Genomic DNA, 20,725 nt, shown 5'->3' on the forward strand with positions numbered 1-20,725 from the left:
AAGTGATTTTTTTGTTTTATCCGACCAGTGCGGTCGGCCTCGCTGCTGTCACTGTGGTCACGGTAGCGCCTTGCCGGCGGTCGCGACGGAAGTATTGCACACGCTCTTCATCGAGCACGATGCCAAGGCCGGGGCCTTGCGGAATGGCGAGGTGGAAGTCCTGGTACTGCAGGGGCGTGGCCAGGATTTCCTCGGTCAGCAGCAGCGGCCCGAACAGTTCGGTGCCCCACTGCAGTTCACGGAAGGTGGCGAAGGCGTGCGCCGAGGCGATGGTGCCGATGGCGCCCTCCAGCATGGTGCCGCCGTAGAGTTCGATGCCGGCGGCGTCGCCGATGGCGGCCACCTGTTGGGCCGCGCGCAGGCCGCCGGATTGTTCGATCTTGATGGCAAAGACGTCGGCGCCGCCGATGCGCGCCAGGGCGAAGGCCGAGGCCGGACCGGTCAGCGATTCATCGGCCATCACCGCGATGGCATGCTTGCCCTTCAGGCGCGCCAGCGCCTGGGGCGAGGCCACCGGCTGCTCCACCAGTTCGCAGCCGGCATCGACCAGGCCGGCCAGGCCGCGCTGGGCTTCAAGTTCGCTCCAGGCCATGTTGACGTCCACCCGCACCGAACCGCGGTCACCAAGAGCCTTCTTGATGGCGGCCACGTGGGCGACGTCGGCGTCGACCTCGCGCCGGCCGATCTTGAGTTTGAAGATATTGTGGCGACGCTGGGCCAGCATGCGCTCGGCTTCGTCGATGTCCTTGGCGGTATCACCCGAGGCCAGGGTCCAGGCCACCGGCAGGCTGTCACGGGCCGGTCCGCCCAGCAGCTGCGAGACCGGCAGGCCGGTGCGCTGGCCCAGGGCATCGAACAGCGCGGTCTCGATGGCGCACTTGGCGAAGCGGTTGTCCTGGATGGCCTTGTTCAGGCGTGCCATCAGGGCCGGGATGGCGCTGGCGTTGGCCCCCAGCAGCAGGGGTGCGAAATAGGTATCGATGGCCAGCTTCATGCCCTCGGGCGACTCCGCGCCGTAGGCCAGGCCGCCGATGGTGGTGCCCTCGCCCACACCGACACTGCCGTCGGAGCAATACAGGCGTACCAGCATCAGGGTCTGCCCGTTCATGGTCGCCATCGACAATTGATGGGGGCGGATGGTGGGCAGATCGACCAGGAAGGTCTCGACCCGCTCGATGCTCGCCGGGGCTGCCGCAGTATGAAGGTGTTGTTGGGTATCCATGGCTTGCATTGAACACCCGAAAGCCCTGCCATTGCCAACACCAAATACATCTAGTTTCATACCTTTTTTATATAGTTTTGCAGTGCACCCAAAGAAATCAAAGAATTAGACATCTTTTGTTCCCGTGCGATATGATTTTTGACCATGGACATCAGACAACTGAAATACTTCGTCGCCGTCGCCAATACGCGCAATTTCACGCGGGCCTCGGAGCAGCTGCACATCGCGCAGCCGCCCTTGAGCCGCCAGATCCAGCTGCTGGAAGAAGAACTGGGTGTGCAGCTGCTCCTGCGCAACAGCCGCCCGCTGCGCCTGACCGAGGCCGGCCGGGTGTTCTACGAGCAGGCGCTGCAGATCCTCAACCGCCTGGAGCAGCTGAAGAACGCCACCCAGCAGATCGGCCTGAACCAGCGCCAGACGCTGTCGATCGGCTTCGTCGCCTCGACCCTCTACGGTGGCCTGCCGGTACTGGTGCGCAAGCTGCGCCAGCACTACCCGGAGGTGGATATCCAGTTGGTGGAACTGACCTCGATGCAGCAGTTCGCGGCCCTCAAGTCGGGCCGCATCGACATCGGCTTCGGCCGCATCCGCAGCAACGACGCCACGGTGGCGCGCATCGTCCTGCGCGAGGAAAAGCTGGTGCTGGCGATCCCGCCCTCCTTCCCGCTGGCGGCCAGCCACCAGCGCGTGAGCCTGAAGGAAGTGCATGGCCAGAAGCTGATCGTCTATCCCAAGGAACCGCGGCCCAGCTTTGCCGACCACATCCTGAGCCTGCTCAACGACCAGGACATCCATCCCGCCGAAGTGCATGAGGTGCGCGAAATCCAGACCGCCCTGGGCCTGGTGGCGGCGGAGTCGGGCCTGTGCCTGATCCCGGCCTCGGCGCGCCTGCGCAATGATCTGCATTACCGGCTGATCGACGACCCGCGTGCCACCTCGCCCATCATCCTGACCCACCGCATCAACGACAACGCCTGGTACATCGAGGCCGTCAAGCAACTGGTGGCGGACATGTACGCCGAGCGCCCGGCCTGGCTGGACATCGAGACCAGCTCCTTCCCGGCCACCGGCTTCCCCAATCCCGAGCGGCACGAGTGAGGGCTGCAGTGGTGCTGCTGAGGTACAGCTGCATGCGTGCTTCATTGATGCACTGCGCTGTCGTCCCAGGTTGACATCCTCACCGGCACACGCCTACACTCGGTTGTGCGAATAAAGGATTAATGTTCGTTAATCGAACATTCCATCTGAGGCTTCAGCCCTCGCCCCCACCATAATCACAACGCGATAACGGAGAAAACATCATGCTGTTCATGGTCCAAATGCAAGTCAACATCCCCGCCACCCTGGACAAGGCGGTCGCCGACCAGTTGAAGAAGGACGAGAAGGAGATGGCGCAGAAGCTGCAGCGCGAAGGCAAGTGGCGCGACCTGTGGCGTGTGGTGGGTCAGTATGCGAATGTGAGCATCTTCAATGTCTCGGGCAATGACGAGCTGCACAACATCCTCTCGGCGCTGCCGCTGTATCCCTTCATGAGCATCTCGGTCACCCCGCTGACCCAGCACCCCTCGGCCATCGCACAGATCGGCTGAGCCTCCCCCTTCCCTGCTGACCACCATCGCGCGCCCCCGGCCTGATGCCGGCCGGCGCGTCAAGGATTGATCCATGCCATTCGCAACACTGAACGGAATCAAGCTGCACTATCAACTCGACGGCGACGCCTCGCTGCCGGTGCTGGTGTTTTCCAATTCGCTGGGAACCTCGCTGGCGATGTGGGAGCCGCAGATGGCCGAACTGAGCCAGCACTTCCGCGTGCTGCGCTACGACACCCGCGGCCACGGCCAGTCGGAGGTCACGCCCGGCCCCTATACCATCGCCCAGCTGGGGGCTGACGTCATCGCCCTGCTGGACCATCTGCAGATCGCCCAGGCGCATTTCTGCGGCCTTTCCATGGGCGGCAGCACCTTCATGTGGCTGGCGGTGCATCATCCGGAGCGGGTCAGGAAACTCATCCTCAGCAATACCGGGGCCAAGATCGGCACCCCCGAGGCATGGAACAGCCGCATCGAGACCGTGCAGCGCGAAGGCCTGTCTGCCATCGCGTCGGCCGTAGTGTCACGCTGGCTGACGCCGGAGTATGCGGCCCAGCATCCGCAGCAGGTGCAAGCCCTGACCACGATGCTGTTGGCGACCCCGGCCGAAGGCTATGCCGGCGCCTGCGCAGCGGTGCGAGACAACGACCTGCGCGCAGCCATCGCCGGCATCACTGCCCCGACCCTGGTGATCGCTGGCAGCGGCGATGTGCCCACCCCGCCGGCCGACGGACAATTCATGCGCGACACCATCCCGGGCGCGCTGTATGTGGAATTCGATGCCGCCCACATCTCCAACCAGCAGCAGCCCAAGGCCTTTACCCAGGCCGTGCTGCAGTTCCTGAGCTCATAAACCGCCGCGCCGTCCTCAACCCCGCCACCCTCATGCTTCAAGCGCGGGCGCGCGGCGGCGGACGGCGCAGCTCCAATTGCGCCAGGGTGTCGATATCGACCGGCTTGACCAGGTAGTCATCGACCCCGGCGTCGAAGGCTTCGCGCTTGTCTTCATCGCTGCTGAAACCGGAGCAGGCCAACAGATAGATGTCGCTGGTACGCGGATCGGCACGCAGGCTGCGCACCAGGTCGTGACCAGTCATGTCCTTGAGGCCGATGTCCAGCAACACCGCATCGGGCACCCATTCCTGGGCGCGGGCGATCGCCTTGCGGCCGCTGTAAACCGCGTCCACTTCATGCCCCAGCAATTCCATCAGTTCCTTCATGGTGTCGGCGATATCGACGTTGTCGTCCACCACCAGCACCCGCAGAGCGGCGCGCGGAACACTGGCGCCAGGCTCGGAGACGGCGCCGGCCGGGCCCTCCGCCGTCACCGCCCGGCTCTCTGTGGCCACCGGTAGCTCGCCCAGGTCGCGCTCCGGCGCGGCGCACGGCAGTTCGATACGGAACAGGCTGCCATGCCCGAGACCGGCGCTCTGCGCGGTCAGGCTCCCCCCATGCAGTTCGACCAGGCTGCGGGCCAGCGACAGACCGATGCCCAGGCCATCCTGGCGATCATGACCCAGGGCATTGGCCTGCGCGAACATGCCGAAGATATCGCCGAGGCGTTCGGCGGCGATGCCGATGCCCTCATCCCTGACCGTCAACACCACCCGCTCGCCTTCGCCGCGCGCGGCCAGGTAGATGTGGCCGCCGTCCGGGCTGAACTTGGCGGCATTGTGCAGCAGGTTGATCAGGACCTGGGCCAGTCGGACTTCATCGCCCTCTACCGCCAGCGTGGCATCGGCCATGTCCAGGTGCAATTGCTGGTGCTTGCGCTCCATCAGCTGCTGGGTCGAATCCAGGGCATTGTCGATGACTTCGGCGACGCGGGTACGCCGCAACTGCAGGGCCAGCTTGTTGTGCGACAGGCGCGATACGTCCAGCAGATCGTCCACCAGCCGCACCATATGGTCGAGGTGATTGGAGATGGTGGTGCGGGCCCGCATTTCCCACTCGGGTGCATGCGGGGCGCGCGTATTGAGGATGCCGATGGCATTGCGCATGGGGACCAGCGGATTGCGCAGCTCGTGCGCCAGGATGGCCAGGAATTCATCCTTGCGCCGATCCATCTCGCGCAACTCGTTCTCCACCTTGGCCAGGCGCAGCAGCGCATGCACGTTGGCCACCAGCTCGGCCGGCTCGATCGGTTCGAACAGGTAGTTGTCGGCCCCGCCTTCGAGCGCACGGATCTTGTCGGCCACGCCGATGTAGGACGCCGAGGTCTGCAGCACCAGGCTGGATGCGGTCGCCGGATCGGCCTTGAGCCGGGCGCAGACTTCCATGCCATGGATGTCGGGCAGCTTCACATCCAGCAGGATAAGCGCCGGCCGCAGCTCGCGCGCCAGGGCCAGCGCCTCGGTGCCGCTGGCGGCCTCCACCACGTGCAGCCCGGCCTTGGTCAGGATACGCGTGCGCGCATAGCGGGCGGCATCGGTGTCATCGACGTTGAGGATCAGTTGTTCTGGATGGCTCATGGCAGCATGGATACGGTTGTTCAGGCATTGACCTCGCGCATGGCGATTTCGTTTCGGGGCTGTGGCATGTCCACCAGCGAGCGCAGCGCCGCCAGCAGCTCATCACGTCCCATTGGCTTGAGGAAATAGGCATCCGCGCCCAGCCCCATGGCCTTGCTCTTGTCATCCACGTCGGAGGCGATGATGACCGGGACATCGCAGCGGGCGGGATCGTTCTTGATCTGCACCAGCCAGTGCCAGGCGTCCTTGCCATCCAGCAGGATATCCAATACCACGGCACAGGGTTCGCCGTTGCGCCACAGGGTTTCGGCCTCGCTCACGGAGGAAGCAGGTACCACCCGGAACTCGGACTGATGCAGGTAGCGCTGGTACAGCAGGCGCAACTCGGGCCGGTCTTCCACCACCAGCACCGGCAGGCTGGCCAGCGCCGGTTCGGCCGGTTCGCGCGGGGCCAGCGACAGCCGCTCTGCCGCACCATCGGCCTGGTCATGGATGACCGGGATCACGGTACTGAAGGTGGAGCCTTCGCCCTGGCGGCTGCCCACCGTCACTTCACCGCCCAGCAGCGTGGCCAGCTGGCGGCACAACGGCAGACCCAGGCCGGTGCCCTTGACATGGCGTTGCAGATGGTTTTCCACCTGCGAGAATTCTTCGAAGATGATGCCGATGTGTTCGGGCGGAATGCCGATGCCGGTATCGGTCACCGAGAAACGCACCGCGCCGCCATGCGGCAGTGGCTCGGCCGTGACGGTGATACTGCCCTGCTCGGTGAACTTGATGGCGTTGGAAATGAAGTTGCGCAGAATCTGCGACAGCTTGCCTTCGTCGGTGAACATCTCGCAATCCTCGGGGGCGAAAAAGCTCAGGCGCAGCCGGTCCGACACCAGCAGGGGACGCAGCATACCGCGCAAGGCGCTGAAGAGCTCGGCCACCTGGAAGCGGCTGGGATGGATCTCGACCTTGCCGGCTTCGATCTTGGCCAGGTCCAGCAGGTCATTGACCAGTTCCGACAAGGCGCCGGCACTGTCGAGGATGTAGCGCACCTGGCGTTCCTGCTCGGTGCTGAGTTCGCCATCGACCCGGTCCAGCAGCAATTTGGCCAGCGCCCGGATGGATGACAGCGGGGTGCGGAATTCATGGCTCATGTTGGACAGGAAGCGTGACTTGGCCTCGTCGGCACGACGCAGGTGGTCGGCCTTTTCATCCAGCTCGGCATACAGCGCGACCACGCCGCGGTTGGTGTCTTCGAGTTCGCGGGTCAGTTGCAGCAATTCTTCCTGGCGGCCCTTGAGTTCGGCCAGGGTGGCCAGCAGCTCCTGGTTCTGCTGCTGGGTCTCGAACAGCGCCAGCCCGGCCGGCGCGGCCGCCAGCGCGGCACCGATCTCGCCGGCCACGCGCGGCGTGATCAGGCGCGCGGTGGGCGGCAGCAGCTTGCGCAGCAGCACGGTGGTGCCCTGCCCGCTGGCGGTCTGGATCTCGAAGGCATCCATGAGCTTGCGCGCGCCCAGCAGACCCAGCCCCATGCCGGTACTGGAACGATAGCGGCCGGACAGCACCAGTTCCACGTCGGCGATGCCCGGGCCCTGGTCGCGCACACCCATGAGCAGAGTCTGCGGAGCGGTCCTGCCTTCGATGGAGAACTCCACCTGCCCGCGCCCGGCATAGCGGTAGGCATTGCGCGCCAACTCCGAAATGCTGGTAGCGATGCGCACCTGGTCCTGCGCATTGAAACCGCACAGGTCAGCGATCTGCCGGGCGCGCTGGCGCGCCCCGACCACGTCGACTTCATTGCCGATCGCCACAGTGAGCAAGCGCAGGCTCATCCAGCCTCTCCCCGGCGCAGCACCATGACGCTGACATCGTCACGGCCGCGATAGAAATCACGATAGAGCACGGCCGCAATCACGGCCGCGTGGGACTGTTCCAGCCCCGGATAGGCGTCCAGCGACCAGCGGCTGGTGAGCCCGTCGGAATGGAGGATGAGCAACATCCCCTCCTGCCAGGGTGTCTCGAACTGCTGCACCTTGCGCAGGTTGTGACCGACGATGCCATTGACCGAGACCAGGTGGCGGCGCTGCCCCTCCAGGCTGGTGCAACAGGCGATATTGCCGACCCCGGCATAACATACCCGGCCGGCCTGCACGTCGACACCGGCGATGGCCACCGCCGCACCACGCGTCTTCTGCAAGGCGCCATGCATGCGCTGCGCCAGCTCGGCGGGCGGCAGGACGCGGCTGGCCGCGGTCATGTCGGTCATCACCTGCACGGCGGCATCGGCCGCCTCGGCGGCGGCATCGCCATGCCCCAGGCCGTCGGCCAGCACGAGCAGCAGCCCGTCATCGATGGTCGCGGCCCAGCCGGCGTCGCCGCACTGCCGTTCGCCCGGCAGCGGCAGGCATACCAGACCGCACTGCCAGTCCTGGCGCACGCCCGGGGTCTCCCACAGGACCGCGCGCAGCACCGTGCCGCGCCCGGGCCAGGAATAGAGGTCGAACTCATCGGACTGGCGCCGGATCGCGCCCAGCCCCACCCCATAGGTGCCGGCGGTGGAATTGCCGTCGGCCATGGCGGCCTGGGCATCGTCCATGCCGGCACCATCGTCGATGGCCAGCATCTCGATGCCACGCACCGCCACGGCCGCCGGTGTGCTTCCCATGACGGTACGCAGCAAGACTTCGCCATGCCCGGCATGCTTGAGAATATTGGTCGCCGCTTCCGTCACCACCAGCGCCAGTCGCGCCGCCGGTTCGGCCGCGAAGGCCAGCCGCCGCGTCAGATCGGCTGCCGCCCGGCGGGCTGCCGCGACATCCACGGTTTCATTGACGGCGATGCATTCCTCGGTCCGCGAGGCCGTCAGAACAGTTTCCATTTGATGATGCTTACCTGGGTTCCCGCGCCCGGCGCGGTATCGATCTCGAATTCATCGGCCAGCCGTTTGGCACCGGAAAGTCCCAGCCCAAGGCCGCCGCCGGTGGTGTAGCCATCGGTGAGGGCCAGCGCCACGTCGGCAATGCCCGGCCCCTGGTCGGCGAACACCAGCCGCAGGCCACGCCTGCTGCCATTGTGCAGCTCGTCCACGCGGGCTACTCCACCACCACCGTAGCGCAGTGTATTGCGCGCCAGTTCGCTGGCCGCCGTCACCATCTTGGTCTGCTCCACCAGCGAAAAGCCCAGCCGTACCAGATGGTCGCGCACCAGCTTGCGCAGGCGCACCACATCTTCATCGCTCTGCAGGGACTGGGTCAGCAGTTGCTGTTCATCCACCGGGTACCTCGCACTTCATGCAGGGCGAGGTCATCAGTCCATCTCCGACTCGAGCAACTTGACGCCGCGTTCCACGTTCAGGGCGGTGCGCACGCCTTCCAGCGTCAGGCCCAGTTCCACCAGAGTGATGGCCACGGCCGGCTGCATGCCCACCACCACGGTCCGGGCGTCCAGCACGCGCGCCATCGAGGCGGTATTGCTGATCATGCGGCCGATGAAGGAATCCACCACGTCCAGCGCGGAGATATCGATCAGCACACCGCGCGCACGGTCCCTGACGATACGCTCGGTCAGGTCGTCCTGCAGCGCCATGGCCAGGCGGTCGTGCATGTCGACCTGGATGGTCACCAGCAACAATCGCCCCATGCGCAGGATAGGGATGCGTTCCATGGATTACTGCTCCGAATTCTGGACAGTGACCCGCGAACCGGTCTTCTTGAGCGCGATCATGAAGGCATCGGCCAGGGTGGCCTTGGTGGTCACATCTTCCAGGTTCACGCCCAGGTGCACGATGGTCTGGGCGATCTGCGGACGGATGCCGCTGATGATGCAGTCCGCGCCCATCAGACGGGCGGCGGCGATGGTCTTGAGCAGGTGCTGGGCCACCAGGGTATCGACAGTGGGCACGCCGGTGATGTCGATGATGGCGATCATGGCGCCGGTCTCGACGATCTTCTGCAGCAGGCTTTCCATCACCACCTGGGTACGCGCGCTGTCGAGCGTGCCGATCAGCGGCAGCGCCAGCACGTTCTGCCACAGCTGCACCACCGGCGTGGACAGCTCCAGCAGTTCCTGCTGCTGACGCAGGATGACCTGCTCGCGCGCCTTCTGGTGCACTTCGATGGTGTACAGGCCCAGCTTGTCGAACAGCGAACTGGTGGCTGCGATCTCCCGTGCCAGGAGGGCCGGTTCACCGCCCAGGGCGCTACGCAGATGGTCGTAGATCGGCTCCTTGAGGGCGAACACGAAGCTGGCCGTATCCAGCGAGGAAAAGCCCTGCAGGGCGCGGGTGCGCGAGACTTCGCCCAGCAGGTGGCGCACGTCGGCCCAGTCGCCACCGTCGGTATCGCTGCCGGCGCCGCTGGACAGGGTACGCGCCAGCAGCGACAGGAACTGTTCGGCTTGGCGGCGGATCTCGAATTCACCGCTCTTTTCCTTGCGGCCCAGTTTCGAAGTCAGGGTCTGCAGCCATTGGTCGAGCAGGCGGTGCTGGTGGTCGTTGAGAATCAGGGTCAGTTGTGGCAGTTGCGCGGAAGTCATCTTCTTTTTCTATCCTTGACGGGCTGGCCATCCGCGCTGCCACCAGGACGAGGACAAGGGCGGTGCGCGATGGCGTGATGGAAAGGTGGCCGGCGTCAGCGGTCCCCCTGGACGCACGGTCCCGCCCATTCTAGGTGACCCGGCTTTGAAGCTATGCAAGACAACACCTACAAGCCTTGTAGGAATCCATTACCTTGTCCGCCGACGCGACCGTTTTTCCTGCCGCCTGGCAATGGCGATGCTCCGGTTTCCTGGCCATCCCTTTGGCAGGCTCACGTGGTGCTGTTTATAATGCGGCCGAAACCATAGGAGGAAAACAGTTGGGCCAACGTGCAAACATGATCTCTTGTTACGAAGTGACGGGACATTCTTCGCCGTTCATGTTCAGGGTATGGTGCGCCACCCGCGCCGACACCTGGTTCGTCAGCGGTGTCGAAATCCGTCACCAGTCGCTGGGGCAGCTCTTCCCCAAGCGTTCCCTGCCGGGCCTTTACGACTCCAAGCCCCTGGCCCTGGCCCGCGGCATCCACTGGTGCGAATGCGTGGCCCATCAATTGCTGGAGGCCGAGGTACCGGAAGTCCCCTCCGGCCTCTTGCCTCCCGGACGGATAGTGCGCGAGTTGCGCTGATGCAGGGCGCCACTGCCGCGCCTGCTTTCGCCTTACAACCAGGCTTCCTGCTCGGCCTTGCGTCCCTCGGTTTGCATCGCCTCGCACAGGGCGCGTAGCGAAGCCGGCAGCGAAGGGCGTGCCAGCAACACGCCCAGCAAGCGGCGATCATGTGCATTCAGCGGCCAGCGCTGGGTAGTGCTCTGCCATTGGGCGAGCCCCATCTGGTAGGGTTCCCAGGTCAGGCCGGCCTGCTCCCATCGACTACCGACCGTGCAGGCAATGTCGACACCGGCCGGGTCGGCATCGGCACTGATCCACGCCGGCGCAGGTGCCAGTTGCAGCAAGTGCGACACCGTCGCCAGCCAGGCCGGTGAGGGACGCCCGGGCATCCACAGCAGTGCCACGCCGGCTGGGCGCTGACGTGCCTGCAGTTCGAAGCTGGTACGGTTTTCGATCAGCCACCATTGCCGTGGCGCAGTGAGGGCATCGGCAACCAGCAGATCGTCCAGTGGCAGGCCGACGCAATGCAGCGGCGCCAGTTCCAGCCGACGTCCTTGCCAGGAGAAGACCAGATCGCCGGAGAGCCACCCCACCTGGGCAAAACTGGCGATGTTCAATCGTTCGAGATCGAATAACGCCTCCAGCCAGCGCCATTCACTTGCACTGAGCGACTTGGTCAGGTCACGCGCTTGGAGCGCAAAGTTGCGCCGCAATCCCTGCTGGCCACTGTCGTGCCAAGCCGCCAGCGCCCGCAGCAGGCCCAGGCGAGCTTCCAGCACGTCGGCGCGCAGGGACTTGTCCTCTTCCAGTGCCTTGAGGGCGAGCGTAAGTTCATCCAGCAGGTCGGGGTCCAGCAACGTCTGCTGGACATTGCCGCGTTCGAGCAGCCACTGCCGGGCCTGCTCCAGCATGGCTTGTCGCGCCTGCTTTCGTTGCTCGGCATGGATGATGCCCAACAAACCCTGCAGGCGGCGCAAGTCGCGCCAGGCAATAGTCTTCCACAGCCAGTTACCCCCCTTGAGCTCCTCGCGCCGGCTGATCCAGCCCTCTTGCAGCAGACGTTGACACAGGCGTTCGGCACGTTCGATGCCCAGCCCTACCGACTGTGCCTCCTTGAGCATGGCGTCACGGCTGCGGGAGCCGGCCTCGCCTCGTGCCCAGCGTTCCAGCGCGGCACGCTCTTCCTTGTCCAGCAGCAGCAAGCTGTCTGGCACCGCATGCGCGGCGACCAGATCATGCTGGTTGCGGCCATGCGGCGTCTCTAGCAGCGCACTCATGGTCCGGTGCTTCAGGCATCCAGCCGCAGCCGCCGCTGCAACACCCCGATGGGCGGCGCCCAGCGGGCCTCACGCGGTTTCTTCGAGGTCACCAGCGTGATATCGGCCGGCTCGAACACTTCCACGTTGTGGGTGATCGGTGTGGTCAGCACGTACTGCGCGCGGGTCGACTTGAGGAAGTTGCCGACCAGCTGGATGTTGCGTACATCCAGGTGGGCAAAGGGTTCGTCGATGAAGACGAAGCCGCCCGGCATGTCGTCATCCTTCAACAAGCCCACCAGCAGGATCAGCGACTTGATGACCTGCTGCCCGCCTGAGGCTTCGCCGTCGTTCAGGCCGATCTCGCCCTTGCCGTCGAAGTTGAAGCTGACCTTCAGCTCGGCCTGGCGCAACACGGTGTCGTCGTTGTCCAGGTGCGGCAGGTCGGCGCTGACGATCACGCCGGCCAGCGCACCGAGATCGACGATGTTCTTGCGATAGCGCCGCACGGTGGCGCGCAGCACGTCGATGTAGCGCTCGCGGGCATTGCCCACCGCTTCCTCGGCCTGGGCGTTGCTGATCTTGCGCGAGTCCAGTTCGTTGCGCTGGTTGCCCACCGTGCCTTGCATGATGAGGTGCTTGTCTTCGACGGTGCCGTCCTTTTCCCACTGGCCGCTTTCCAGCTCGGTTTCCACCGCCGCCATGCGCAGTTCGGCCTGCTTGGCGTTGCTGTATTTCTCGTACAGCGCCTGCACGGCATCGGCGCCGATCCAGCGTTGCGGGAAGCGCCCCTTCTGCGCCCGCGAGGCCAGCGCGCGGGCGCGCTGCTCGTCGTGGCGGGTGCGCCAGTCGCGCTCCTGGCCGGCCAGGTCGCCTTCGGTGTCGCGCAGGCGGCGCTGCAGGCCCTGGTACTTGCCATCGATGATGGTGCGCTGTTCGATCGCGTCGGCATGCTGCGCATCCAGTTGCGTCCAGCGTTCACTGGCGGCCACGCGGGCTGCGCGCAGCGACGGCAGCTGGCGTCTGGCCTGCTCGAATTCTTCACTGCGAGCAGCCAGTTCCTCGGCGGCCAGGTGGCCTTCGGTGGCTTTCTTGGCGGCCTCCAGCTGGCGCTTGACCTCGCTCTGCTTGAGCACGACATCGGTGAGCTGATCGTCCAGCGTGGCCAGGCGTTTCTGGATCGAGGCCTGGCGCGAGGCCATGGCGGCGGCGCCAAACTGATAGTCACCCGGATCGCGCCAGACGCTGCGTCCGCCCCGACCGTCGCGCCAATAGGCTTGCGGCGTGATCCATTCGCCGCCCAGACGCGCACCCTCGACGGTATCGTCCACGCGGCGGATCTGCGCCAGCTGGCGCAGCAGCCAAGACGGTGCCTTGGCGGAGAAACGCAGCACCGCCAGCAGGCTGTCCGCGGCCGGCTGGGCCGGTGCGGTGGTGGCGTCCGACACCACGTAGTGACGATAGCGCTCGCGCTCGGCCAGGGCCATGGCGGCGGCTTCATCCTTGGGGTCGTCCAGCACCACCACCCAGCAGGAAGCGCGCAGCACCCCTTCGGCGGCGGCGCGCCAGTGGTCGTCGCCGATCTCGATGACATCGGCCAGGATGTGGTGCGCAATGCCGGCCTGGCGCAGACTGCGGCTGAACTGCTGCACATCGCCCGGCTTGGGCGCCAGGCGCTGTCCGCTCAGGCCTTCCAGGGCGCCCTGAGCTTCCTTGCGCTGCTGCTCCAGGTCGCGCCAGCGGTCGTTCAATGCGCCCTTCTGCTGTTCCAGTTCTTCCACCCGTGACAGCAGTTGCGCGGCATCGCCTTCCACTGCCGACAGGGCCAGCAGTTCATCGGCCTGCTTGACCAGTTCCTCGACCGGCTTTTCGGCATCGCGCGCCTTTTGCTGGGCCTGCTGGGCCTCGGCCTTGTCGCGTTCCAGCGTGCTCACCTTTTCGCGGGCGGCCTGCTGTTGCGTCAGCAGTGACGACAGCTGCAGCGCATCGCTGCTGCGCTGGCGACGCTGCTCGTTGTGATGCAGGCGCTGGCGATGCAATTCGCGCAGGCGGCCGGCCGTGGTCTGGCGCTCTTCATGCCAGCGCAGCACGGGGATCACTTCGGCGGCCAGGATTTCACGCTCGCGCAGCTTGCCCTGGTATTGCCGATACAGGGTCACGCGGCTGTCGAGCTGCGCCAGTTGCGCCTCGCTATAGGCCAGTTCCTGCTCGGCCAGCGTTACTTCTGCGGCGAGGTCGCGCTGGTGGCGGCGGGCTTCTTCGTAGCGGTCCAGCACCTCCTGGTCACCGAAGACCTCGAACACCAGCCGCAGCAATTCCTTGGGCGAGAATTCACAGAGGCGGTCGGTCTGGCCCTGCTCCAGCGCCAGCACGCGGGCAATCGCGCGCGACAGCCCGGCACCTTCCAGACGCTTGCGCCAGTGGTCCAGGCCCAGCCAGTCCTTCTCCGGCAGTTGCGCCAGGGTTTCGATGGCGACATCGCCATCACTCATGCAGTAGCGTCGTTGCCAGTCGCCACCGTTGCGCTCGATGCGGCAGGCCAGCGTGACCTGATCGGCATAGAGCAGGTTGCGGGCGAACGGACGGGTGGAGGTCTGGCGGCCATGCGGACGGTTGTCCACCGTGGCGCGCAGCCAGGTGGTGTCGGCATTGGCGTGCCGGGCATAGGTCTTGTAGCTGCGCCCACCCGAGCACTCCAGCCCGAGCAGGGTACGCATGGCGTCCAGCAGCGTGGTCTTGCCGGAGCCGTTGGGGCCGGCGATGGTGATGATGGAGCCGTCCAGGGGCAGCGTCAGGCGCTGGCAATAGTCCCACTGCAGCAGTTCCAGCGATTGCAGGTGGAACATCAGAATTCTCCTTCTTCGTCTGCCGGCTGCACGGGCGTGGATGCAGGCGTGGGCGTGGCCTGGTCAACCGCTGCCGCTTCTTCACGGGCAGTGGCGCGGGCCAGCACTTCGCCCAGGGCGCCATCGAGGATGCGCGGCGCCAGGGCGTCGTAGTCCAGCAGCAGGTCCAGCAAGGGGCCTTCGGCGATGTCGTCACCGCGTCGCACGATGAAGCCGTGAGCTTCCAGGCGACGCAGGTTGCCGTCCATGCGCATCTTCTTACCCAGCTGCGTGCCGAAGTCGGCCAGCAGCGATCGATAGGACACCACCGGGCTGACCTCGGCGGCGCTGGGCATGGGCTTGTCGGTGTGGAACATCTCTTCCTGCTGCTCGCCAGCGTCACCGGCGGCGCGCGCCGACTGGCGCTCGCGCTTGGGCAGCACGATCAGCGACCACAGCACCACCAGCAGCGAGATCGCATCGCGTGGCAGGTCGATGTTGTTGTTGGCGTTCATGCCGGCTTCGCCGAAGACGGCATACTCGGCTGGGCGCACCAGCGCCACGCTGATATGGTCGGCGTGGATATTGTCCACCAGCCGCAAACCCACCTGCGCCAGCCGGTCCTGCAGCGCCTGCCACAGGTCGGCATCGATCAGGGCGCGGCGCACGCGGGGATGCTTGCGCGGCAGCCAGCGGCGGGCCAGCAGTTCGGCGGCCAGCAGGCCGGCCTCGTCTAGGGTCTCACTCATTCGGTCTTTCCCGGGATGGATCTGGATGGATGGCGCCGCCACTGATGGCGGCGACATCCGGGTCATCGATTTTCTCGACCAGCGGCAGGAAGCCGGCCTGCCACGGCAGGCGCGCCAGGTCGCCGGTCTGGCCCTGCAGGGTCTGCGCCTGGCGGTCGCCCAATAGCGGCAGCAACTGCAGGCGATAGGCGGCCTTGCCGAAGCTGCCACCCAGTACCACGGTGGACAGCGGCAACGACTGCGGCTGGCCCTCGTCGCCCTCTTCCGGCATGGCGCCCAGCCGGCCCAGCTGGGCGATCAAATCCCCCAGTTCGACCGGCATGTGCAGCGCTTCGATCTTGCCCTCCACCGCCTGGGCGGGGGGCGGCAGGCCTTGCGAGCGTTGCGCGTCGGGGCGGTCGCGTTCGAACTCGCCCTCGGCCACGTCCAGCAATTCGTGGCCGCTGACGAAGACCGGCTTGACGCCCATGGACAGCGCCTCCCCCATCAGGGAGGACAGGTCGGGATGGCTCTGCAACCAGCGCCGCACGTCCGAACTGGTCACGCCGGTGCTGCCGAGCGTGACGCGCTGGCGATCAGCCTGTTGCAGGGCGCGGGTGAACTGGCTGGCCATGGTCAGCAGACGGGCCTGGCCATTGCCCAGGGCGCGGGCTTCGCGCTCCAGACGGGCATCGGCATGTTCGCTGCGGATCAGGGCGGTCAGGGCCTCACCGGCGCGGTTGACCAGCTTCAGGGCGCGTTCGAAACGCGGCTGCGCTTCGCGCAGCAGGGCTTCGGAGCCACTTTCGATGGCATCGGCGAACTGGTCGTGCAGGCGCGCCAGCTGGGCATGCAGGTGGCGGATCTGGCTGGCGTCGGACAGGCCCAGGGCCTGGGCCCCGGCCACCTGCGAGAGCAGCGCGGCCATCTCGTCATCCTCGCCCACGGCGCGCGTGAGCGGCGCCAGCAGGGCTTGCACCTGCTGGGCGATGGGCGAGAGCTGGTAATCCTGGTCGGTGGCATCCCAGACCAGCAGGCCCAGGTCACGCAGGCGCTTGAGCGCGGCGTCCATGGCCTCGGGTTTCAGGGCGTAGAACAGCTGGTTCAGGTCCTCGCGCTGCAGCCGCCCTTGCGGCTGGGCCGCCAGTTCCAGGAACACCCAGATGCGCAGGCGTGCCGCCGCCTGGCCACCGGAGACCAGGCCGCGCAGGGCGTCCAGCACATCCAGCCGCTGGCCCAGGCCCCAGGCCAGGGGCGCTTCGGCGGCCTGCGTGGGATCGCGGAAATAGCTCTCGAAGGAGCCTGATTCATGCTCGTCCGCAAGGGGAGCGGGGTCGAATTCTTCTGTCAATTTGTCGTGGAGGTTGGCCAGGACCATGCCTGGAACCCGCCCTGCACAGTGGGCGGATCGGCAAGTTTAGCAGGCCCGGGGGTTGGCCTCCAGCAAAGCGGGTGGGAGAGCGGTGGAAGCGAGGAACAGATTATTGCTTACGAACAACAAACCACCTTGTTATTCACCGCCCCAGCCTGATCGCCTCATACGGCGTCTGCAGATCGCGCTCGGGGATTTCCCATACCACCAGCTTGGGCGGTGTCTGGGTGAAGGCAGGGTTGGAGAAATACTCGTTGGCGCTGCCGGAGAATTTGCCGCCATCCTTGGCGAAGCTGCCGATCTTCGCACCCAGCGCCTGCTGCAGGAAGCCCACGAAATTGGAATTGCGCGAGAACGAGGTGCCGATCAAGGCCACATTGGGCAGTTGCTGGTCGCCCAGCAGGTCGTCCAGGTCGTCGCCCCCTTTGGCGGCTTCGGCCGGTGCAGTCGGTGCAGGCCCCGCTGCTGCCACTTCCTTGAATTCGGTGGCCGCGACCTCTTCCGGCTGGGGTTGCCAGCGCAGTGGCAGCCAGTCCAGGCCGGCCAGGTGGACCAGGTCGCCGGGGCGGCGCGCCAGCGGGCCGGGCTGGGCCTGATAGGCCTGCGCCGGTGTGGGCTGCAGGCCGGCGGCACGCACCTGCGCGGCAATCACAGCAGCCGCGGCCTGCGCGCCGGTTTCGTTCCAGTGGGTATCGGTGCGTAGCCAGGCCGAGGCACCGAGCGGTGCCAGCGTGGGGGCCAGGTCGATGGCACGCACACCGGCCTGCTGCAGGCCGGCGACCCATTGGGTGGCACGTGCTTCCAGCTGGGCCGGGCGCGACAGGCCGCACAACTGCGCGGCGGCGATGCGGCTCTTGTCGGGCACCACCGCCACCAGCAGGGCGATGTCGCGCTGGGCCAGCTTCTGGCGCAGCGCGATGACGGCCTGCAGCTTGGCCTGGGCGTTGGCCTGGGCGTCGCGATGGACCTGCAATTCCTCGGTCAGGAACAGCCAGCCGGGGCAACCGCTGCGCACCCGGGGGCCGGTGTCATGCAGCAACAGCCAGCTGCCGGCGCGTTCCAGCCGGGCGGCCTGTTCCGGCAGCCAGGCATTGGACAACTGCTTGGCGATGCGATGGGTCAGTTCCCCATGCAGGGCATCGTCACGGGTCCAGCTGGCGGGCAGCCATTCGATCTTGCCGGCATAGACCAGCCAGCCACAGCCCAGCAGGCCGGCTGCCAGCACCACGGCCAGGACCAGGCCGGCCCAGCGGCTGGCGCGCCGGGCCAGGGCGCTGGGGGCGGCCGGCGTGGCGGGAGCGGAGACGGGAGGCGTGCTCATGGCGGACTCGCGGGATCAGAACTGGAAGTAGAGGAAAGGCACCGTCTCGCGGCTGGCAATCAGCGCGAAGGACAGCAGGAAGCCGGCCACCGGCCACAGCCGGAGGAACCAGAGATACACCGCGCTATCGGCCCAGCGCGCCTGGCTGGCCTCCTGCCACAGGGGCGCGACGATCCAGAACAGGCCCAGCAGCACGGCCAGCGCCTGCACCGGGCGCAAGACCACGGCCAGTGCATCGCTCAAACCCATGCCGTGCAGCCCGAACTGGCCGGCATACATGGTGGCGGCGGTGGCGAAGTCGGGCGAGCGGAACAGGGTCCAGGCCAGGCAGACGAACAGCAGCGTCAGCACATGTGCCAGCCAGCCCGGGATGGCTGGCAGGGACGAGCGCGACCAGGCGCGATCCAGGCACAGGGCCAGCCCGTGGGCCGAGCCCCAGAGCAGGTAGTTCCAGCTGTCGCCGCCATGCCAGAGACCGGCGATGGCCATGGTCAGGAACAGGTTGCGGTAGGTCTTCCACACCCCATGGCGGTTACCGCCCAGGCCGATGTAGAGATAGTCGCGCAGCCAGCTGGAGAGCGAGATGTGCCAGCGCCGCCAGAAATCCTGGATGCTGCCGGCGAGGTAGGGATGGTTGAAGTTTTCCGGGAAGTGGAAACCCAGCATCAGCCCCAGGCCGATGGCCATGGCGCTGTAGCCGGAAAAGTCGAAGAACAGCTGCAGCGAATAGGCCAGGCAACCGATCCAGGCATCCACGAAGCTGGGCTGCTGCAGGTGGAAGGCGGCATCCACCACCGGCGAGAGGGTGTCGGCCACCAGCACCTTCATGGCCATGCCGACCATGAAGCGGCGCGCGCCCAGGGAAAAATTCTCCCGGTTGAACCAGCGCTGGGTCAGTTCGCGCTGCACCCAGTCGTAACGGATGATGGGGCCGGCGATCGAATGGCCGAACATGGAAATGTAGGTGGCGTAGTTGATGAAGCTGCGCTCCACCGCCACCGTGCGCCGGTGCACGTCCACCAGATAGGAGATCGCCTGCAGCACAATAAAGGACAGGCCCGCCGGCAGCGCCACCTTCTGCCAGGCCAGCGGCATGGCGCCGTACTGGACCATCAGGTCGCTGAAGGTGGCAGCGACGATGTTGGCGTACTTGTACCAGACCAGCACGGCGGTATTGAAGACCACCAGTGCCGTGAGCAGGCGCACGCGCCCTCGCCCGTCCTCGCGCGAGCGGTCCACCAGCAGGCCGCCGACCCAGGCCACGATGGTCAGCACCACGTGCAGCGACAGGAACAGCGGGCTCAGCCAGCCATAGAACAGCCAGCTGCCCAGCAGCAGCACGAGGTTGCGCCCGCGCTGCGGCACCACCGCATAGACCAGCAGGAACAGCGGCAGGAACAGCGTCAGGAATTCAAGCGAGGCAAAGACCATGGCGGCAGCGCAGTCGGGCGATGGATCAGTTGGCCAGCTTGTCGGTCGCCGCCAGCAGGCGCGGTCCCTTGTCCGACGGCAGCAGCAGCACGCTGTAGCGTTCGCCCGCCTTCAGTTCACCCAGGTCCAGCGCCGGGCCGGTGTTGGCACCGCCGCACACCAGTTGCACCGACAGCTTGACCGGGTTGATCGAGCGTCGTTGCAGGCTGCCCTGCTTGACGTCCTTGAACAGGTCGGCGTTACGCCCGGCCGGGCGCAGTGCGGCCCCGGCGCAGGAAGCATCCAGGTTGAAGAAAGCCAGCGAGGCCTTCAGGCCATTGAAGTCGTCCGGGTTGTCCTGCACCGTCACCTGGCTGATGCCCTTGGCACCGGGCAGCACCACCACCGTGGCGAATTCGCCAGGCTTGGCCTGCACGCCCAGCTCCAGGCTCCTGGCGCCGACCGTGAGGGTACCCTTGATGGTCGACTTGGCCGTCACCGGGAAGAAGGACGAGACCGGCTTGGCCGCTTCCAGCTTCAGCGGCGGCTGGCCCTTCTGCGCCAGCACCTGCAAGGGCTCGGCAGTGCCGTTGACGAAGCGGATGAAGGCCGCATCCTCGGCCGGGCCGGTGGGATAGAGCGGGATGTCGGCGGCCAGCGCGCTGGCGCCGCACAGCAGGGCCGCAGCGGCGGCCAGTGCCTGCATCACCTTCATTTCTTGGCTCCCTTGCTGCTCACGGCATCGGCCGGCAGCTTGGCCAGCGCGTCGCCGATGGCATTGCCCCAGGACTTGTAGCCGGCCACGGTGAAGTGCTGGCCATCGGTGGTGATCCACTGGCCGGGCTTGGACATGGTGAGCGAATCGATATAGGTGCAGGGCGCCACGTTGGAGGCCAGGAAACGCGACATCAGCTGGGTGCGCGCGTCGTTCTTGCCGTACATGCCGCCGGCCTTGCCCCAGGCCGGGCCGACCCACGCACACTTGGTGCCGGTGGCGGCAATCGCCTTGGTCAGGCCGGTCACGCTTTGCCACGCCCAGGCCTTGGGGAAGTCCGGCTTGTCGTAGGAGGCCATGGTGTCGCCGATGACCAGCACCACCAGATCCGGCTTGTCCTTGGCAATGAGCTGGCCGATCGGGGTGGTGGTGGCTTCGCGACCCTTGATCTGGATCTTGCCGTTGTCGATCTGTTCGGCGCCGCAATCGACCTTCTTGGTGGTCAGCCAGTCGCCGGCGCTGGCGCCGCAGGCGCCGATGGAATGGACCTTGGCGCCCAGCTGGGTCAGCTTGGCGTTGAGGGGTTCGGTGAGGTGGTCGGCCAGACTCATGTGGCTCTCGCCAAGCACCAGGATAGTCAGACCTGCCAGAACGGATGCAGTAGCCATAGCGATATATCGA

At 66.2% G+C, this 20,725-nt stretch carries 19 protein-coding genes; 4 read left to right on the forward strand and 15 right to left on the reverse strand.

The features are described 5' to 3' along the window. Nucleotides 1-16: 16 nt before the first annotated feature. Entirely contained in the window at nucleotides 17-1,222 is a 1,206-nt protein-coding gene (locus VE092_RS13115; RefSeq protein ID WP_324877382.1) for a muconate/chloromuconate family cycloisomerase, read from the reverse strand. A gap of 144 nt (nucleotides 1,223-1,366) precedes the next feature. On the opposite strand from VE092_RS13115, the gene VE092_RS13120 reads away from it, so the two are divergent. From VE092_RS13120 to pcaD, 3 genes are all read left to right on the forward strand, one after another. Beyond that, nucleotides 1,367-2,320 carry a LysR family transcriptional regulator gene (locus VE092_RS13120; RefSeq protein WP_324877384.1) on the forward strand — a complete coding sequence of 318 codons (954 nt, stop codon included), beginning with the start codon at nucleotides 1,367-1,369 and terminating at the stop codon, nucleotides 2,318-2,320. A gap of 203 nt (nucleotides 2,321-2,523) precedes the next feature. Further along, nucleotides 2,524-2,811 carry a muconolactone Delta-isomerase gene (gene catC / locus VE092_RS13125; RefSeq protein ID WP_006465079.1) on the forward strand — a complete coding sequence of 96 codons (288 nt, stop codon included), beginning with the start codon at nucleotides 2,524-2,526 and terminating at the stop codon, nucleotides 2,809-2,811. Nucleotides 2,812-2,884: 73 nt separating this feature from the next. Next, nucleotides 2,885-3,664, forward strand: a complete 780-nt coding sequence (gene pcaD / locus VE092_RS13130; protein ID WP_324877386.1) for a 3-oxoadipate enol-lactonase — start codon at nucleotides 2,885-2,887, stop codon at nucleotides 3,662-3,664. Between the two features lie 37 nt (nucleotides 3,665-3,701). Here the strand turns inward: pcaD and VE092_RS13135 are convergent, their stop codons facing one another. The 6 genes from VE092_RS13135 to VE092_RS13160 are packed head-to-tail and all read right to left on the reverse strand — an operon-like array spanning nucleotide 3,702 to nucleotide 9,806. Beyond that, on the reverse strand, nucleotides 3,702-5,282 hold the full coding sequence (locus VE092_RS13135; RefSeq protein WP_324877388.1) for a hybrid sensor histidine kinase/response regulator: 1,581 nt from the start codon (nucleotides 5,280-5,282) through the stop codon (nucleotides 3,702-3,704). 20 nt (nucleotides 5,283-5,302) lie between these two features. Further along, nucleotides 5,303-7,105, reverse strand: coding sequence for an ATP-binding protein (locus VE092_RS13140; protein WP_324877390.1), 1,803 nt, complete (start codon nucleotides 7,103-7,105; stop codon nucleotides 5,303-5,305). After that, a complete protein-coding gene (locus VE092_RS13145; RefSeq protein ID WP_324877392.1) occupies nucleotides 7,102-8,151 on the reverse strand; it encodes an ATP-binding protein in 1,050 nt (349 codons plus the stop codon). The genes VE092_RS13140 and VE092_RS13145 overlap by 4 nt, the downstream gene beginning before the upstream one ends. Beyond that, complete coding sequence (locus VE092_RS13150) at nucleotides 8,136-8,546, reverse strand: ATP-binding protein (protein WP_324877394.1); 411 nt, start codon at nucleotides 8,544-8,546, stop codon at nucleotides 8,136-8,138. Before VE092_RS13150 ends, VE092_RS13145 begins: the two co-directional genes overlap by 16 nt. A 33-nt stretch (nucleotides 8,547-8,579) precedes the next feature. After that, nucleotides 8,580-8,936 carry an STAS domain-containing protein gene (locus VE092_RS13155; RefSeq protein ID WP_324877396.1) on the reverse strand — a complete coding sequence of 119 codons (357 nt, stop codon included), beginning with the start codon at nucleotides 8,934-8,936 and terminating at the stop codon, nucleotides 8,580-8,582. Between the two features lie 3 nt (nucleotides 8,937-8,939). Then, complete coding sequence (locus VE092_RS13160) at nucleotides 8,940-9,806, reverse strand: STAS domain-containing protein (protein ID WP_324877398.1); 867 nt, start codon at nucleotides 9,804-9,806, stop codon at nucleotides 8,940-8,942. 338 nt (nucleotides 9,807-10,144) lie between these two features. On the opposite strand from VE092_RS13160, the gene VE092_RS13165 reads away from it, so the two are divergent. Further along, nucleotides 10,145-10,435: a hypothetical protein gene (locus VE092_RS13165; RefSeq protein ID WP_324877400.1), complete on the forward strand. Its 291-nt coding sequence runs from the start codon at nucleotides 10,145-10,147 to the stop codon at nucleotides 10,433-10,435. Between the two features lie 32 nt (nucleotides 10,436-10,467). Here the strand turns inward: VE092_RS13165 and VE092_RS13170 are convergent, their stop codons facing one another. From VE092_RS13170 to VE092_RS13205, 8 genes are all read right to left on the reverse strand, one after another. Then, a complete protein-coding gene (locus VE092_RS13170) occupies nucleotides 10,468-11,694 on the reverse strand; it encodes a DUF2399 domain-containing protein (RefSeq protein ID WP_324877402.1) in 1,227 nt (408 codons plus the stop codon). A gap of 11 nt (nucleotides 11,695-11,705) precedes the next feature. After that, nucleotides 11,706-14,519, reverse strand: coding sequence for an ATP-binding protein (locus tag VE092_RS13175; protein ID WP_324877404.1), 2,814 nt, complete (start codon nucleotides 14,517-14,519; stop codon nucleotides 11,706-11,708). Continuing rightward, nucleotides 14,519-15,247 carry a hypothetical protein gene (locus VE092_RS13180; RefSeq protein WP_324877406.1) on the reverse strand — a complete coding sequence of 243 codons (729 nt, stop codon included), beginning with the start codon at nucleotides 15,245-15,247 and terminating at the stop codon, nucleotides 14,519-14,521. Before VE092_RS13180 ends, VE092_RS13175 begins: the two co-directional genes overlap by 1 nt. Continuing rightward, nucleotides 15,240-16,604: a hypothetical protein gene (locus VE092_RS13185; RefSeq protein WP_324877408.1), complete on the reverse strand. Its 1,365-nt coding sequence runs from the start codon at nucleotides 16,602-16,604 to the stop codon at nucleotides 15,240-15,242. Before VE092_RS13185 ends, VE092_RS13180 begins: the two co-directional genes overlap by 8 nt. Before the next feature lie 136 nt (nucleotides 16,605-16,740). Continuing rightward, entirely contained in the window at nucleotides 16,741-17,919 is a 1,179-nt protein-coding gene (locus tag VE092_RS13190; protein ID WP_324877410.1) for an alginate O-acetyltransferase AlgX-related protein, read from the reverse strand. A 15-nt stretch (nucleotides 17,920-17,934) separates the two neighbouring features. After that, a complete protein-coding gene (locus VE092_RS13195) occupies nucleotides 17,935-19,350 on the reverse strand; it encodes an MBOAT family O-acyltransferase (RefSeq protein WP_324877412.1) in 1,416 nt (471 codons plus the stop codon). Between the two features lie 25 nt (nucleotides 19,351-19,375). After that, on the reverse strand, nucleotides 19,376-20,044 hold the full coding sequence (locus tag VE092_RS13200; RefSeq protein WP_006465010.1) for an alginate O-acetyltransferase AlgF: 669 nt from the start codon (nucleotides 20,042-20,044) through the stop codon (nucleotides 19,376-19,378). Beyond that, nucleotides 20,041-20,712: an SGNH/GDSL hydrolase family protein gene (locus VE092_RS13205; RefSeq protein ID WP_324877415.1), complete on the reverse strand. Its 672-nt coding sequence runs from the start codon at nucleotides 20,710-20,712 to the stop codon at nucleotides 20,041-20,043. The genes VE092_RS13200 and VE092_RS13205 overlap by 4 nt, the downstream gene beginning before the upstream one ends. Nucleotides 20,713-20,725: the final 13 nt, after the last annotated feature.

Origin of the sequence: Herbaspirillum sp. (assembly GCF_035644555.1) — a bacterium.
In the GTDB taxonomy this organism is placed as follows: Bacteria; Pseudomonadota; Gammaproteobacteria; order Burkholderiales; family Burkholderiaceae_D; genus Herbaspirillum.

What these genes read in the sequence shown, in the direction of transcription:
- VE092_RS13115 (WP_324877382.1), bottom strand. Translation starts at nt 1,222, where the DNA reads ATGGATACCCAACAACACCTTCATACTGCGGCAGCCCCGGCGAGCATC.
- VE092_RS13120 (WP_324877384.1), top strand. Translation starts at nt 1,367, where the DNA reads ATGGACATCAGACAACTGAAATACTTCGTCGCCGTCGCCAATACGCGC.
- catC (WP_006465079.1), top strand. Translation starts at nt 2,524, where the DNA reads ATGCTGTTCATGGTCCAAATGCAAGTCAACATCCCCGCCACCCTGGAC.
- pcaD (WP_324877386.1), top strand. Translation starts at nt 2,885, where the DNA reads ATGCCATTCGCAACACTGAACGGAATCAAGCTGCACTATCAACTCGAC.
- VE092_RS13135 (WP_324877388.1), bottom strand. Translation starts at nt 5,282, where the DNA reads ATGAGCCATCCAGAACAACTGATCCTCAACGTCGATGACACCGATGCC.
- VE092_RS13140 (WP_324877390.1), bottom strand. Translation starts at nt 7,105, where the DNA reads ATGAGCCTGCGCTTGCTCACTGTGGCGATCGGCAATGAAGTCGACGTG.
- VE092_RS13145 (WP_324877392.1), bottom strand. Translation starts at nt 8,151, where the DNA reads ATGGAAACTGTTCTGACGGCCTCGCGGACCGAGGAATGCATCGCCGTC.
- VE092_RS13155 (WP_324877396.1), bottom strand. Translation starts at nt 8,936, where the DNA reads ATGGAACGCATCCCTATCCTGCGCATGGGGCGATTGTTGCTGGTGACC.
- VE092_RS13160 (WP_324877398.1), bottom strand. Translation starts at nt 9,806, where the DNA reads ATGACTTCCGCGCAACTGCCACAACTGACCCTGATTCTCAACGACCAC.
- VE092_RS13165 (WP_324877400.1), top strand. Translation starts at nt 10,145, where the DNA reads ATGATCTCTTGTTACGAAGTGACGGGACATTCTTCGCCGTTCATGTTC.
- VE092_RS13170 (WP_324877402.1), bottom strand. Translation starts at nt 11,694, where the DNA reads ATGAGTGCGCTGCTAGAGACGCCGCATGGCCGCAACCAGCATGATCTG.
- VE092_RS13175 (WP_324877404.1), bottom strand. Translation starts at nt 14,519, where the DNA reads ATGTTCCACCTGCAATCGCTGGAACTGCTGCAGTGGGACTATTGCCAG.
- VE092_RS13180 (WP_324877406.1), bottom strand. Translation starts at nt 15,247, where the DNA reads ATGAGTGAGACCCTAGACGAGGCCGGCCTGCTGGCCGCCGAACTGCTG.
- VE092_RS13185 (WP_324877408.1), bottom strand. Translation starts at nt 16,604, where the DNA reads ATGGTCCTGGCCAACCTCCACGACAAATTGACAGAAGAATTCGACCCC.
- VE092_RS13190 (WP_324877410.1), bottom strand. Translation starts at nt 17,919, where the DNA reads ATGAGCACGCCTCCCGTCTCCGCTCCCGCCACGCCGGCCGCCCCCAGC.
- VE092_RS13195 (WP_324877412.1), bottom strand. Translation starts at nt 19,350, where the DNA reads ATGGTCTTTGCCTCGCTTGAATTCCTGACGCTGTTCCTGCCGCTGTTC.
- VE092_RS13200 (WP_006465010.1), bottom strand. Translation starts at nt 20,044, where the DNA reads ATGAAGGTGATGCAGGCACTGGCCGCCGCTGCGGCCCTGCTGTGCGGC.
- VE092_RS13205 (WP_324877415.1), bottom strand. Translation starts at nt 20,712, where the DNA reads ATGGCTACTGCATCCGTTCTGGCAGGTCTGACTATCCTGGTGCTTGGC.